The 13856-nt window shown below is 67.4% G+C and carries 15 protein-coding genes; 8 read left to right on the forward strand and 7 right to left on the reverse strand.

Annotation, left to right across the window (positions count from 1 at the left end):
- The first annotated feature begins 11 nt into the window (after positions 1–11).
- The 4 genes from AC1DYX_RS00900 to AC1DYX_RS00915 all read left to right on the forward strand — a co-directional run bounded on the left by AC1DYX_RS00900 (position 12) and on the right by AC1DYX_RS00915 (position 5097).
- On the forward strand, positions 12–2405 hold the full coding sequence (locus tag AC1DYX_RS00900; protein WP_477255343.1) for an aldehyde dehydrogenase family protein: 2394 nt from the start codon (positions 12–14) through the stop codon (positions 2403–2405).
- A gap of 98 nt (positions 2406–2503) precedes the next feature.
- Positions 2504–3826, forward strand: coding sequence for a thymidine phosphorylase (gene deoA, locus AC1DYX_RS00905; RefSeq protein WP_477255345.1), 1323 nt, complete (start codon positions 2504–2506; stop codon positions 3824–3826).
- The gene (locus AC1DYX_RS00910) at positions 3823–4227 is read left to right on the forward strand and encodes a cytidine deaminase (RefSeq protein ID WP_477255347.1); all 405 of its coding nucleotides are present in this window, start codon (positions 3823–3825) and stop codon (positions 4225–4227) included. The genes deoA and AC1DYX_RS00910 overlap by 4 nt, the downstream gene beginning before the upstream one ends.
- A gap of 117 nt (positions 4228–4344) precedes the next feature.
- Positions 4345–5097 carry a DUF2076 domain-containing protein gene (locus tag AC1DYX_RS00915; RefSeq protein ID WP_477255349.1) on the forward strand — a complete coding sequence of 251 codons (753 nt, stop codon included), beginning with the start codon at positions 4345–4347 and terminating at the stop codon, positions 5095–5097.
- A gap of 104 nt (positions 5098–5201) precedes the next feature.
- On the opposite strand, the gene AC1DYX_RS00920 is transcribed toward AC1DYX_RS00915, so the two are convergent.
- Genes AC1DYX_RS00920 through AC1DYX_RS00935 form a run of 4 tightly spaced genes read right to left on the reverse strand, consistent with a single transcriptional unit; the run spans position 5202 to position 7656 of the window.
- Positions 5202–5636, reverse strand: a complete 435-nt coding sequence (locus tag AC1DYX_RS00920) for a VOC family protein (protein WP_477255351.1) — start codon at positions 5634–5636, stop codon at positions 5202–5204.
- A 50-nt stretch (positions 5637–5686) separates the two neighbouring features.
- Positions 5687–6484, reverse strand: coding sequence for a LytR/AlgR family response regulator transcription factor (locus AC1DYX_RS00925; protein ID WP_477255353.1), 798 nt, complete (start codon positions 6482–6484; stop codon positions 5687–5689).
- A 2-nt stretch (positions 6485–6486) separates the two neighbouring features.
- Complete coding sequence (locus AC1DYX_RS00930; protein ID WP_477255355.1) at positions 6487–7377, reverse strand: sensor histidine kinase; 891 nt, start codon at positions 7375–7377, stop codon at positions 6487–6489.
- 12 nt (positions 7378–7389) lie between these two features.
- A complete protein-coding gene (locus AC1DYX_RS00935) occupies positions 7390–7656 on the reverse strand; it encodes a hypothetical protein (protein ID WP_477255357.1) in 267 nt (88 codons plus the stop codon).
- 173 nt (positions 7657–7829) lie between these two features.
- Here AC1DYX_RS00935 and AC1DYX_RS00940 point away from each other — a divergent pair, with 173 nt between their 5' ends.
- The gene (locus AC1DYX_RS00940; RefSeq protein ID WP_477255359.1) at positions 7830–8522 is read left to right on the forward strand and encodes a helix-turn-helix transcriptional regulator; all 693 of its coding nucleotides are present in this window, start codon (positions 7830–7832) and stop codon (positions 8520–8522) included.
- A gap of 101 nt (positions 8523–8623) precedes the next feature.
- Complete coding sequence (locus AC1DYX_RS00945) at positions 8624–9241, forward strand: glutathione S-transferase family protein (protein ID WP_477255361.1); 618 nt, start codon at positions 8624–8626, stop codon at positions 9239–9241.
- A gap of 7 nt (positions 9242–9248) precedes the next feature.
- On the opposite strand, the gene AC1DYX_RS00950 is transcribed toward AC1DYX_RS00945, so the two are convergent.
- The 3 genes from AC1DYX_RS00950 to AC1DYX_RS00960 are packed head-to-tail and all read right to left on the reverse strand — an operon-like array spanning position 9249 to position 11892.
- Positions 9249–9800: a GNAT family N-acetyltransferase gene (locus tag AC1DYX_RS00950; RefSeq protein WP_477255364.1), complete on the reverse strand. Its 552-nt coding sequence runs from the start codon at positions 9798–9800 to the stop codon at positions 9249–9251.
- A complete protein-coding gene (locus AC1DYX_RS00955) occupies positions 9788–10441 on the reverse strand; it encodes a TetR family transcriptional regulator C-terminal domain-containing protein (RefSeq protein ID WP_477255366.1) in 654 nt (217 codons plus the stop codon). The genes AC1DYX_RS00950 and AC1DYX_RS00955 overlap by 13 nt, the downstream gene beginning before the upstream one ends.
- Complete coding sequence (locus tag AC1DYX_RS00960) at positions 10438–11892, reverse strand: aminotransferase-like domain-containing protein (RefSeq protein WP_477255368.1); 1455 nt, start codon at positions 11890–11892, stop codon at positions 10438–10440. The genes AC1DYX_RS00955 and AC1DYX_RS00960 overlap by 4 nt, the downstream gene beginning before the upstream one ends.
- A 290-nt stretch (positions 11893–12182) precedes the next feature.
- Here AC1DYX_RS00960 and aptA point away from each other — a divergent pair, with 290 nt between their 5' ends.
- Together aptA and AC1DYX_RS00970 are read left to right on the forward strand one after the other, a co-directional pair.
- The gene (aptA, locus tag AC1DYX_RS00965) at positions 12183–13499 is read left to right on the forward strand and encodes an omega-aminotransferase AptA (RefSeq protein WP_477255370.1); all 1317 of its coding nucleotides are present in this window, start codon (positions 12183–12185) and stop codon (positions 13497–13499) included.
- Between the two features lie 8 nt (positions 13500–13507).
- A partial coding sequence (locus AC1DYX_RS00970) for an aldehyde dehydrogenase family protein (RefSeq protein ID WP_477255372.1) occupies positions 13508–13856 on the forward strand: 349 nt, incomplete at its 3' end.

Raw genomic sequence — 13856 nt, forward strand, 5'->3', positions numbered from 1 at the left:
ACGGATTCGTCATGCCCACAATTAAAGAGATTCTGCAAACCATGGATTAYGGCCCTGCACCCGAGAGCACCAGGGAAGCGCACGCGTGGCTGGATGCGCACGGCCGCCGTTTCGGCCTGTTCGTCGACGGCGCCTGGACGGATGCCAACGAAACGTTCGGATCCTTTAATCCGGCCGACGGCAGCGAACTGGCGCAGGTGACGCAGGCCACCCAGGCCGACATCGACCGCGCCGTTGCCGCCGCGCGCAGCGCGCAGCCGGGCTGGGTCGCCCTCGGCGGCCACGGCCGCGCGAAGGTGCTGTACGCGCTGGCACGCCTGCTGCAGAAGCACGCGCGCCTGTTCGCCGTGCTGGAAACGCTGGACAACGGCAAGACGATCCGCGAGACGCGCGACGCCGACCTGCCGCTGGCCGCCCGTCACTTCTACCACCACGCCGGCTGGGCCCAGCTGCAGTCGGAAGAATTCGCGGACTACCGCGCCGTGGGCGTCGTCGGCCAGATCGTGCCGTGGAACTTCCCGCTGCTGATGCTGGCGTGGAAGATCGCGCCGGCGCTCGCCGCCGGCAATACCGTCGTGTTCAAGCCGGCCGAATTCACGTCGCTGACCGCCTTGCTGTTCGCCGAAATCTGCCAGCAGGCCGGCGTGCCGGCCGGCGTCGTCAACATCGTCACGGGCGACGGCCGCGTGGGCGAGGCGATCGTCAATCATCCGGGCATCGACAAGCTGGCGTTCACCGGCTCGACGGAAGTGGGTCGCCTCATCCGCAAGGCCACGGCCGGTACCGGTAAAAAGCTGTCGCTGGAACTGGGCGGCAAGTCGCCGTTCATCGTGTTCGACGACGCCGACCTGGACGCCGCCGTCGAGGGTCTCGTCGACTCGATCTGGTTCAACCAGGGCCAGGTCTGCTGCGCGGGCTCGCGCCTGCTCGTGCAGGAATCGATCTACCCGCGCTTCATCGAGAAGGTCAAGGCACGCATGCGCAACCTGCGCGTCGGCTCGCCGCTCGACAAATCGAACGACATCGGCGCGCTCGTCGACCCGGTGCAGCAGCAGCGCATCCACGGCCTCGTGGAATCGGCGCGTGCCGAGGGCTGCGAGATCTGGCAGCCGGAGGCCGGGTCGCCGGCCGGCAATACGCCGACTTCTGGCGCCTGGTACCTGCCCACGCTGATTACCGGTGCCTCGACGACGGCCACCGTGGCGCAGACGGAGATCTTCGGCCCCGTGCTCGTCGCCTCGAGCTTCCGCACGCCGGGCGAGGCCGTGCAGCTGGCGAACAACACCGTGTACGGCCTGGCGGCCTGCGTGTGGAGCGAGTCGATCAGCCTCGCGCTGGACGTCGCCCCGCAGATCAAGGCCGGCGTCGTGTGGATCAATACCGCGAACCAGTTCGATGCCGCCTGCGGCTTCGGCGGGTACAAGGAATCCGGCTTCGGCCGCGAGGGCGGTAAAGAGGGCATGGTCGAGTATCTGGTGCCGCTGGCGGAAGATGCCCGTCCGGCCGCACCGGTCGTCGCGGAAAAGGGGAAAGTGAAGCTGGCCGGCGGCGACGCCCCATTTGCCGTCGACCGCACGGCGAAGCTGTACATCGGCGGCAAGCAGGCACGCCCGGACGGTGCCTACAGCCGCGCGATCCACGGCGCGGGCGGCGAATTCCTGGCCGACGTGGGCGAGGGCAACCGCAAGGACATCCGCAACGCCGTCGAGGCTGCGCACAAGGCATCCGGCTGGGCCAGGGCCACGGCGCACAACCGTGCGCAGGTGCTGTACTACATCGCCGAGAACCTGGCCGTGCGTGCCGACGAATTCGTCGCGCGCATCGCCGCGCAGACTGGTGCAAAGGATGCAGCACGCGAAGTGCAGGCGTCGGTCGAGCGCCTGTTCTACTGGGCCGCATGGGCCGACAAATACGACGGCCTCGCGCACCAGCCGCCGATGCACGGCATCACCGTCGCGCTGAACGAGCCGGTGGGCGTGATCGGTATCGTGTGCCCGGAGGAGAATCCGCTGCTGGGCTTCATCTCGCTGGTGGCGCCGGCGCTGGCGCTGGGCAACCGCGTGGTCGCGGTGCCGTCGGAAGCGCATCCGCTGTCCGCGCTGGACCTGTACCAGGTGCTGGACACCTCGGACCTGCCGGGCGGCGCGCTGAACATCGTCACGGGCAGCCACGACGAACTGGCGCGCACCTTGGCGTCGCACTTCGACGTGGATGCCGTGTGGCGCCATGACGGGTCGGCGGAAGGATGCGCGGAAGTGGAGCGGCTGTCGGCCGAATCGCTGAAGCGCACATGGACGGGTGGCGCGAAAGGGCGCGACTGGTTCGATGCGAAGCAGGCGGGTGGCCGTACCGTGTTGCAGCACGCGAGCCAGGTCAAGAACGTGTGGATTCCGTACGGCGTGTAATTGCGTAGGGTGGGCACCCCTGTGCCCACGCGTGACGTGTGCGGTTTGCGAACGTCCGCGTGGGCACGGGGTGCCCACCCTACGGTTTGGAGAATTGTATGTTCCTACCCCAAGAAATCGTCCGCAAAAAACGCGACGGCGGCACCCTGACCGCGGAAGAGATCCGCTTCTTCGTGCGCGGCATCCCGGACGGCAGCGTCACCGAAGGCCAGATCGCCGCGCTCGCGATGGCCGTCTATTTCAACGACATGACGATGGACGAGCGCGTGGCCTTCACGCTCGCGATGCGCGATTCCGGCCAGGTCATGGAATGGAAATCGCTGGACCTGCCGGGCCCCGTCGTCGACAAGCACTCGACCGGCGGCGTCGGCGACGTCGTCTCGCTGATGCTCGGCCCGATGATCGCCGCCTGCGGCGGCTTCGTGCCAATGATTTCCGGCCGCGGCCTCGGCCACACGGGCGGCACCCTCGACAAATTCGATTCGATTCCCGGCTATTGCACCGTGCCGGACCCGGAACTGTTCCGCAAGATCGTCAAGGACGTGGGCGTGGCCATCATCGGCCAGACCGCCCAGCTGGCACCGGCCGACAAGCGTTTCTACAGCATCCGCGACACGACGGCGACCGTGGAGTCCGTCGCGATGATCACGGGTTCGATCCTGTCCAAGAAGCTGGCGGCGGGCCTGGACGCCCTCGTCATGGACGTCAAGGCCGGCAGCGGCGCGTTCATGCCGACGTATGAAAAATCCGTCGAGCTGGCGGAATCCATCGTCCACGTCGGCAACGGTGCCGGCACGCGCACGTCCGCGATCCTGACGGGCATGGACGAGTCGCTGTGCCCGGCGGCCGGCAATGCCGTCGAGGTGCGCGTGGCGATCGATTACCTGACCGGCAAGGCCCGCCCGGCGCGCCTGCACGAGGTGACGATGGCATTGTGCGCCGAGATGCTCGTCCTGTCCGGCCTCGCCGCGACCGAAGAGCAGGCGCGCGCCAGGTTGCAGCACGCGCTCGATTCGGGCGAGGCGGCCGAGCGCTTCGCGCGCATGGTCACGGCACTGGGCGGCCCGGCCGACCTGATGGACAATCCGGACGCGCACCTGGCCAGGGCACCGATCGTCGTGCCTGCGCCGGCGCCGGCATCCGGCTACGCAGCTGCGACGGATTGCCGCGGCCTGGGCCTGGCCGTCGTCGGCCTGGGCGGCGGGCGCATCCGGCCGCAGGATCCGATCGACTTCGCCGTGGGCCTGACGGACCTCGTCGAGCTGGGCACGCAGATCGAGGCCGGCCAGCCGCTGGCGCTTGTCCATGCGCGCACGCAGGCCGCGGCCGAGCGCGCCGTGCGCGAGGTGCAGGCCGCGTACCGCGTCGCCACCGAACGGCCGGCGGCGCGGCCGATGATCTACAAGACCATACGCCCATGAACTACCAGAAGCTGATCGACGAAGCCCGCGCCGCGCGCGAAGCGGCCTACACGCCATACTCGCACTTCAAGGTGGGCGCCGCCCTCGAGACGAAGGATGGCCGCGTGTTCCGCGGCTGTAATGTCGAGAACGCCTCGTACGGCCTGTGCAACTGCGCCGAGCGCACGGCATTCTTTTCCGCCATCGCCCACGGCTATGCGCCGGGCGATTTCGCGGCGCTGGCCGTGATCGGCGACACGGACGGCCCCATCGCCCCGTGCGGCGCCTGCCGCCAGGTGATCCTGGAACTGGGCGGCAACGACCTGCCGGTCGTGCTCGCGAACCTGAAGGGCGACGTGATGGAAACGACGGCCGCCGCGCAGCTGCCGAATGCGTTCGGCGGCCGGGATCTGCAAAAGTGAAACGGCCTGCACGGTTCAGCGCCGTTTAAGGCAAGCGGGCCCGGATGCTGTCAAACTTGAATCCGCGGACAAGCCCACAACATGGGGGCTATCCGTTCATTCAAAGGAGCAGACGTCATGAGCCCGCAAGATTCGCAGATGTTGCACGATTTCCTGAGCCAGCTGATCCAGGCCCGMGGCATCCAGAAGGACCCGGAAGCGGATGCCGAGATCCAGCGTGCCGTGGCCCAGCAGCCGGACGCCGCCTACCTGCTGGTGCAACGTGCATTGCTGCTCGAACAGGCGCTCGGCAATGCCAAGGACCGCATCGCCGGCCTGGAGAGCCAGTTGCAACGTTCCGACCGGAAAGACGACGATGGTCGTTTCCTTGATGCCAATACCTGGGGCAATAGCGGCCGGTCGCAGCCGGCCCAGCCGGCCCAATCGTACCAGCGCGACGTGCAGCAGCCTTTCCAGGCCCAGCCGCAGTATCAACCCCAATACCAGCCGCAATACCAGCCGCAGTACCAGTCGGCACCGTCGTCGGGCTTCCTGCGCGGCGGCTTCGGCAGTACGCTCGGCTCGATCGCGGCGACGGCGGCCGGCGTGGCCGCGGGTGGCTTCCTGTTCCAAGGGCTGGAAAACATGTTCAGCCACCATGATCGCGGCGGCAACCGCCTGCTGAACAGCGACGACCCGGCCAACAACCTGTTCAACGACCAGTCCGGCAGCTCGCTGGCCGACCAGGCCGGCCTGGGCGACGTCGACCAGGTGCTGGGCAATGGATCGTCGTCGGAAGGCTTGTTCGACAGCAGAGTCGACAATGGCAGCCTGGATGGCGGCCAGGGTTTTTTCGATGGGGACGGTTCGGACGAGGGCCTGTTCAGCTGACTTAAAGTCTGCGTAGGGTGGACACCCCTGTGCCCACGCGAACGCCAACATGACGCGAACGCCAACATGACGCGGACGTTACGCGTGGGCACGGGGTGCCCACCCTACCGGCTCGGCAGGAACAGGTCTTCCGGCTTCCACGGATCGTAGGTCCCCACGTTCCACACATGGCCTTCGGGGTCGCGGCACATGAAGCCGCGGCTGCCGAATTCCGTGTCGGCAGGTTCCTGCAGGATCATGGCGCCGGCGTTGCGTGCGCGCTCGCACACGCGGTCGGCGTCATCCACCTGCAGGTAGACGGTCTGCGTCTGGCGGCCCTTGATCTCGTCAGGCTGCACGAGCACCTTGCCGTATTCGCCCTCGTCGCTGACGGAGCCCAGCATGATCATGCCGTCGCCGAGCGTCAGCTGGGCGTGGGCGATGGCGCCGTCGATGCCGGGCACGGCCACCTGGCAGGCGWAGCCGAAGACTTCACACAGCCAGTCGATGGCGGCGGGGGTGTCGCGGTAGCGCAGGCAGGGGATGGCGGTCGAAGGCATGGCGGACTCCTGTCGATTGGAGTCCCCATGCTAGCAGCAGACGGGGATCGTTACATCTGCTGGAACAGATAGCTGTGGTTGCGGCTGACCTCCAGCTCGCCCGGCCAGCCGCGCACCTTCAGCATCTGGCGCCCGCGCAGGTCGCGCTTGACCTCGGCGATGGCGTCCACGCGCACGAGCGYGGAGCGGTGGATGCGCCAGAAYTCGTCCGGGTCGAGCTCGTCCAGCAATTCCTTCAATGTYTTGCGGATGAGGAATTCCGCGCCGACCGTCTGCACSCGYGTGTATTTCTCGTCGGACTGGAAAAACAGGATCTCGCGCGTGCTCACCATGCGCAGGCTGGMYCCGACCTGGGCCTGGATCCAGCGCAGGTASGCCGGCTTCTCCGGCTTGCCGCGGTTTTCCAGCAGCGTGGTCAGCTTCGCCAGCTGCTGGCCGATGTCCTGCGGCGGCGAGGCGGCCGCGCTGCTCGCGCACGCGCGCAACCGCGCCTGCAGCCGCGCGCACGTGGTCGCGAGCCGCTCCGCCGACACGGGTTTCAGCAGGTAGTCGAGCGCGCCCTGTTCGAAGGCATCCAGCGCGTACTGGTCGTAGGCCGTGGCGAACACGATGTGCGAGCGCTCGTACAGCCGGCGCGCGGCCTCGATGCCGGACAGGCCCGGCATGCGGATGTCGAGGAAGGCGATGTCGGGCCGCAACTGTTCGCCCAGCTCGACGGCTTCCACGCCGTTCGCGGCCTCGGCCACGATCTGCAGGTCCGGCCACACCTGCTGCAGGCGCGCACGCAGCAGGTCGCGCATCGGGGCTTCGTCGTCGGCGATCAGGGCGGTGACGGGACGTTCTTCCATTCTCACGCATCCTCCATCATTTTGTAGGGTAGCCGGATCGTGGCGCAGGCGCCGCCGCCCGCCGGAGATGTCATGTCCAGCGCGGCATCCGCGCCGTACAGCAGTTGCAGGCGCTCGCGGATATTGGCGAGGCCGACGCCGTCGTCCGCGTGCGGGTCGATGCCGACGCCATCGTCGCACACTTCCACGTGCAGGTCGGCGTCCACCACACGGGCGCGCACGGTGACGGTGCCGCCTTCGATCTTCGGTTCCAGCCCGTGCTTGATGGCGTTCTCGATCAGCGTCTGCAGCATCATCGGTGGGAACGGGGCGCTGCCGAGGAAGTCCGGYACCTGGAAGCGYACCTGCAGGCGTTCCTTCATCCGSGCCTGCATGATGGCRAGGTAGGCGCGCGACAGYTCGACCTGCTTGCCGAGCGTGGCGCCGCCGCGCTGGCGCATCTGGGGCAGGGTGGAGCGCAGGTAGTCGATCAGGTGGGCRTGCACGCGCGCCGCTTCCGGCGGATCCGTCTCGATCAGCTGGCCGATCAGGGCCAGCGTGTTGAACAGGAAGTGCGGCTCGACCTGGGCCTGCAGCGCGGCCATTTTCGCTTCCATCAGGCGGCGCTCCAGSGTGGCGACRTTGGCCTGCGTGGTCGCCTCGCGCGCCATCAGCTCGGCCTTGCGCTTGCCGCCGGCCAGCACCTTGACGGCGAACGARATGAAGATGTACCAGACCCCGGGCTCGGGTGTGTGCACCATCCCGAAGAAGATCATCACGAACAGCCACGTGAGGAACAGCTGGCGCCACTCGACGACGGCGAGCCAGTCGAAGAAGCGCCACCACAGCTTGCTGGCTTCGTTGAAGGCGTCGCGTACGAAGTCGAGTACGCGGTTGATGTCGCTGGCGCTCATGCCGTTCTCCGCTTATTGCTTGCCGTAGTGCTCGCGGTGTGCGCGGCGACGGTCGACGATGAATGCGCCCGCGACGAGCTTGATGCCGAGGAACAGCAGGAACAGGAACAGCGCCAGGGGCAGGAGGCTGATCACGAAGGCGAGGCCGACGCAGCAGGCCAGCATGGTGGGCAGCGGCATCACGGCGATGGCGCGCACGGCGCGGCGGCAGGCCTGGACGATGTCGCGGGCGAGGTCTTCCAGCGTGGCGGCGAAGGTGCGGAAATCGGTCTTGTTCATGGCGGCTCCTGGTCTGCGGGGTGTTGCGATGGGTTCACTATAAATCCGTCCAGGCATCGTGGCCACTGGGGGCCGACGAATTGCCGAAAACATGGGATGAGGGGTCGTGCGGTCGGATGGACGGGGCGGCTGCGGCGTAATATGATGTCGTTCATGAAATTTTTACACCGACCATGAGCCGAACCGGACGCCTGTTCCAGCTGATGGACGCCCTGCGCGGCCACCGCCGCCCGGTGACGGCCAGCGCGCTGGCCGAACGCCTCGGCGTGTCCGAGCGCACCATCTACCGCGACATCCAGACGCTCGTCCAGCTGGGCGCTCCGGTGGACGGTTCGGCCGGTGTCGGCTATGTGTTGCGCACCGGCTTCTTCCTGCCGCCGCTGATGTTCGACGCCGACGAACTGGAAGCCCTCGTGCTGGGCGCGCGCTGGGTGCGGCAGCAGGGCGATCCCGCGCTGTCCGCCGCGGCCGACCGCACCCTGGCCAAGATCGCCACCGCGACGCCGCGCGACCTGCGCGACCACATGGCGGAGACGAGCCTGTGGGTGCCGGCGTTTCCGGCCGCCACGCCGGTCGAGGCGTTCATCCAGCCGGCGCGCGAGGCGATCCGGCACCAGTGCAAGCTGCGCATCGCCTACCGCGACGAGCGGGACATGGCGACGGAGCGCATCGTGTGGCCGTTCGCGCTCGCGTTCTTCGAAGGCAAGCGGGTGATGGCGGCGTGGTGCGAACTGCGCGCCGCGATCCGCCATTTCCGCGTCGACCGCATCGTCCGGGCCGAGCCGGGCACGGAACGCTATCCGTCGCCGCGCCACCAGCTGTTGCGGCGCTGGCGGCAGGAATACGATATTCCCGAGTACTCCTGACAGGATCTGTCAGGGCAGGGTCTTAGAATCTGCTCGGCAGGAGAAAATTGGTAGGACAGGCTCTTAATATTGTTGAATTTCCCACTGATTGGAGACGACACATGCAGCTCTACTACAACCCGTACTCGTCCAATACCCGCCGCGTGCTGCTGGCGGCCGACCACCTCGGCATCGCGTTCGACCTCGTCAAGATCGACCTGGCCAGCCAGGACGACCGCCGCCGCCTCGGCGAAGTCAATGACAACGGCAAGCTCCCGGTGCTGATCGACGGCGACTTCATCCTGTGGGAATCGTGCGCGATCATGCAATACCTGGCGGACGGCACGCCGGGCCAGACCGTGTGGCCGCAGGAGCGCCGGGCGCGGGCCGACGTAAGCCGCTGGATGTTCTGGGCGTGCCAGCATTTCTCGCCGGCCATCGGCGTGCTCACGTGGGAATACCTCTGGAAGAAATTCGTCACCGGCCAGGATGCCGATCCGAAGGAAGTGGCGCGCGGCGAAGCCGACCTGGCCGAAGCGGCCCGCGTGCTGGACAAGCACCTGACCACGCGCCGCTGGCTTGTCGGCGACGATGTCACGCTGGCCGACTACGCCGTCGTGGCCTCGCTCATGTACAAGGACAAGGCCGCGCTGCCGCTGGACGGGTATCCGCACCTGCTGGCCTGGTTCGGGCGCATCCAGGCGCTGCCGGCATGGCAGCGTACCCACCACGCGTGGTGAGCGCGGCTCAGCCGTTCCAGTGCCGGCGCAGCAGGCCGTAATACACCGTATCGGCCGGCTCGCCTTGCACGATCCACCGTTCGGGCATGTAGCCTTCCTTGCGGAAACCGAGCTTTTCCAGCACCCGCGCCGACGCCGTGTTGCGCGGGTCGATGTCGGCCTCGACGCGGTTCAGGTCGAGCGCCGTGAAGCCGAAGTCGAGCAGCGCCCGCAACGCCTCGCTGACATAGCCGCATCCCCAGTGGGCGCGCGCGAGCGCATAGCCCAGTTCACAGCGCCGGCTCGTCTCGACGAAACGGTGCAGGCTGGCGTTGCCGATCAGCTCACCGGTTTCACGCAGCTCGATGCCGAGCCGCATGCCGCTGCCGTCGGCATACGCGGCCTGCGTGGCGGCGATGTGTTCGTGGGCCTGGTCCAGCGCCGCCCACGGCCCGCTGCTCCAGTAGCGCGCCACTTCCGGATCGGAAAACACGGCGTAGTGCGCGGCGGCGTCGCCTTCGTCCATCCAGCGCAGTTTCAGGCGCGGCGTCGACAGTTCGATGGGCGTCAGGGTTGGCATGGCTTGTCCTGGAGGCCGACGGCGGCCAGCACCATGCCCGTGATCAGGCGCTCGGCGTCGTCGAAGTCGGATTGTTGCAATTGGTCGCGGTCGAGCACGAGCGTCATCTGGGCGGAGAAGTCGGCATAGGTCTGCGTCATGGCCCAGATCGAGAACAGCAGATGGGTCGCGTTGACGGGTGCGATCTTCCCTTCGGCGATCCAGCGTTCGAACACGGCGATGTCGGCGCGCAGCAGCGGGATCACGCGGCGGCGGATCTGGTCGGCGTACAGCTTGGCGCCGCTGATCACTTCCATCGCATACACGCGCGACGCAAGCGGTTGCTCGCGCGAGTACTGCAGCTTCGCGCGCACGTAGGCGCGCAGGACGTCGCCCGGCTCCTTGCCCGGGTCGGCCAGGGTGGCCATGCGCGCGAGCCAGTCGTCCAGCACGTTGTCGAGCACGCGCTGGTACAGCGCCTGCTTGGTCGGGAAGTAGTACATCAGGTTTTGTTTCGACAGCCCCGCGCGCTCGGCGATGGTGGCGATCGACGTGCCCTCGTAGCCGCATTCGGCGAACTGGCGTACGGCTTCGCCCAGGATCGCCGTCTCGACCTTGTCGCGGTTAACGGCGCGGCGCTTGATGGTGGTGGCGGTGGTCATGGCATATCTCCTCGGATCGAACGCAGGAAGTCGAGCAGGGCCGGCTCGGAAGCATAGGCTACATTGAAGCGGAACCAGGCCGCGTCCGGCGCACGCAGCGAAAAGAATTCGCCCGGCGCCAGCAGGATACCGGCGCGCAGCGCCCGTTCGGCGATGGCGCGGCCGCCGCCATCCACCCCGTCGGCACCCGGCCAGCCGGCGCTGACGAACATGCCGCCGCGCGGCCGGGCCAGCGGGACGAGACCGACGTCGCCCAAGGCTTCCAGCGCCCGTTCGCGCGCGCCGTCGAGCTGCTGCACGAGGCGCTCGACCTGCTTGCGGTAGGCGCGGCTGCCGACGGCGTCGAACACGGCGCGCTCGTTGACTTCGGACGTCGTCAGCCCGGTGAGCATCTTCACGCGCACCAGTTCCGGCACCAGCGAGGCGGACGCGCAGATGGAGCCCACGCGCAGCACGGGCGACAGGGTCTTGGAAAAGCTGCCGATGCGGATCACGCGGCGCAGCCCGTCCATCGCGGCCAGCGACGATTCGCCGCGCGCGGCCAGTTCGCGGTAGATGTCGTCCTCGACGAGCCAGAAGTCGAATTGCTCGGACAGCGCCAGCAGGCGGTGCGCCTGCGCCTGCGACAGCGACGTGCCGAGCGGATTCTGCAGCACCGTGTTGACGAACATGAGCTTCGGCTGGTGCGCCTGGGCCGCGCGCGCCAGCACATCCATATCCAGCCCGTGCGCGCCGCGCGGGATGCCGACCGGGACGCAGCCGTGGTGGCGCACCAGCGCGAGCAGGTTGGCGTAGCCGGGATCCTCGACGAACACGACGTCGCCCGGCCGGGTCAGGGTGCGCAGCACGAGGTCGAACGCATGCGTGGCGCCGTGCGTGAGCAGGATTCTATCCGGCTCCACGGCGCACAACTCGCCCGACAGCGTAGCTGCAAGATGCTGGCGCAGGCTGGGAAAGCCGAGCGGGTGGCCGTAGCCGCGCAGGCGGCCGGCCGGGATCTTCATCGCATGGCGCACCGCATCGAGGATCGTGGACTCGCCATACCACTCGGGCGGCAGCCAGCCGGCGCCGACGGGCAGCGCATCCGACTGGCCGGAATACAGGTCGGGCGTGAGCGTGTCGACCGTGCTGGCCGCTGCGGGCAGGGCGGTGGATGGCAACGGGGCCTCGCCGGCACGCGCGACGTAGAAGCCGGACCCGCGCCGCGCCGACAGCAGGCCCAGGTGCAGCAGGCGATCGTACGATTCGACGACCGTGAACGTGCTGACGCCATTCACTTTTGCGAATTGTCGAACCGACGGCATCTTCGTCCCGGCCGGCAGTGTGCGCCGATTTACCATCTCGGCGATCGCCGCGACGATCTGGTCGACGAGGCCGCCGCGGCGCTGGCGGTCGATCGCCAGCACGGGCCATCCTGCGCCGTCGCTTTTTTCGGTTGGTACCATCTTCATTCCATCGCTGCTACGCGCGTGCACTATGCTCGCAACTGTACAGGCTATGCTACCAGTACGGTTGGCCGCTTTCGCAGATTGTGTATATGTGCCGCTGTTGTCCTGCTGTCTATTATTGCATTATTGATTTTGCCAATTGGTAAATTTTTTCCTCAATACGGTTTATGATTTTTGTCGTAGGGTGGGCACCCCGTGCCCACGCGTAACGTTCGCATATCGCCGGCCTTACGCGTGGGCGGAGGGCCGCCCACCCTACGCCTGAATGGTCGCGATTTAACAAGGGGAGTCGCATGAACGAATCCAGACCCGAATCGATGTCATCCTTCTGGATGCCATTCACGAACAACCGCGACTTCAAGKCCCACCCGCGCCTGCTCGTCTCGGCCCAAGGCATGTACTACAAGGACGTCGACGGCAACGCCATACTCGACGGCACCGCCGGCCTGTGGTGCGTGCCGTGCGGCCACGCGCAGCCGAAGATCGTCGCCGCCGTCAGCGAGATGGTCGGCCAGCTCGACTTCGCACCCACGTTCCAGATGGGCCACCCGGCCGCCTTCGACCTGGCGGAACGCCTGATGGAATACACGAACCACAAGTTCGGCCACGTGTTCTACACCAACTCCGGATCGGAAAGCGTGGACACCGCGCTGAAGATCGCACTCGCTTACCACCGGGCGCGCGGCGAGGGCGCACGCACGCGGCTGATCGGGCGCGAGCGCGGCTATCACGGCGTCGGCTTCGGTGGGCTGTCCGTGGGCGGCATCGGCCCCAACCGCAAGGCGTTCGGCCCGCTGCTGCCGGGCGTGGATCACCTGCCGCACACGCACAACCTCGCGAAGAACGCGTATTCGCGCGGCGAGCCGGAACACGGCGTCGAACTGGCCGATGAACTGGAGCGCATCGTCGCGCTGCACGATCCGTCGACCATTGCCGCCGTGATCGTCGAACCCGTGGCCGGATCGACGGGCGTGCTGATCCCGCCGAAGGGCTATCTGAAGCGCCTGCGCGAGATCTGCACGAAGCACGGCATCCTGCTGGTTTTCGACGAAGTGATCACGGGCTTCGGCCGCCTGACGACGCCGTTCGCCGTGGATTACTTCGACGTCGAGCCGGACATGATGACGACGGCGAAGGGCATCACGAACGGCACCGTGCCGATGGGTGCCGTGTTCTCGAAAAAATTCATCCACGACGCCTTCATGGACGCGCCGGCCGGCATCGAGCTGTTCCACGGCTACACGTATTCCGGCCACCCGCTCGCCTGCGCCGCTTCGCTCGCCACGCTGGAGGTGTTCAAGGAGCAGGCCATCCTGGAAAACGCCAAGGCCCTGCAACCGTACTGGGAAGACGCCGTGCACAGCCTGCGCGGCCTGCCGCACGTGATCGACATCCGCACGATCGGCCTCGTCGCCGCCATCGAGCTGGAAAGCATCTCCGGCAAGATCGGCGCACGCGCGTTCGCCGCATTCAAGGAGGCCTTCGCCGACGGTGTGCTGATCCGCGTGACCGGCGACACCATCGCGCTGTCGCCGCCGCTCGTGCTGGAGAAGAAGCACATCGACGAATTGTTCGGCAAGCTGGCCGCCGTACTGAAGAACCTCGACTGAAAGACGCCATGGAGACGATCAATCATTTTATCGGAGGCCGCGCCGTGGAGGGCAGCGGCGCCCGTTTCGCCGACGTGTACAACCCCGCGCTGGGCGCGCCGTGCGCGCGCGTGGCGCTGGCGGACCGGGCCGACATCGATGCGGCCGTCGCGGCGGCCAGCGCCGCGTTCCCCGCCTGGGCCGCGACGCCGCCGCTGGCGCGTGCCCGCGTGCTGTTCAACTACCTGCAGCTGTGCCAGCAGCACACCGACGACTTCGCGGCGATGGTCGTGCGCGAACACGGCAAGACCTTCGCCGATGCGAAGGGTGAGGTCGCGCGCGGCATCGAGGTCGTGGAATTCGCCGTCGGCATCCCGC

This window comes from Massilia sp. P2_C2, assembly GCF_056404615.1.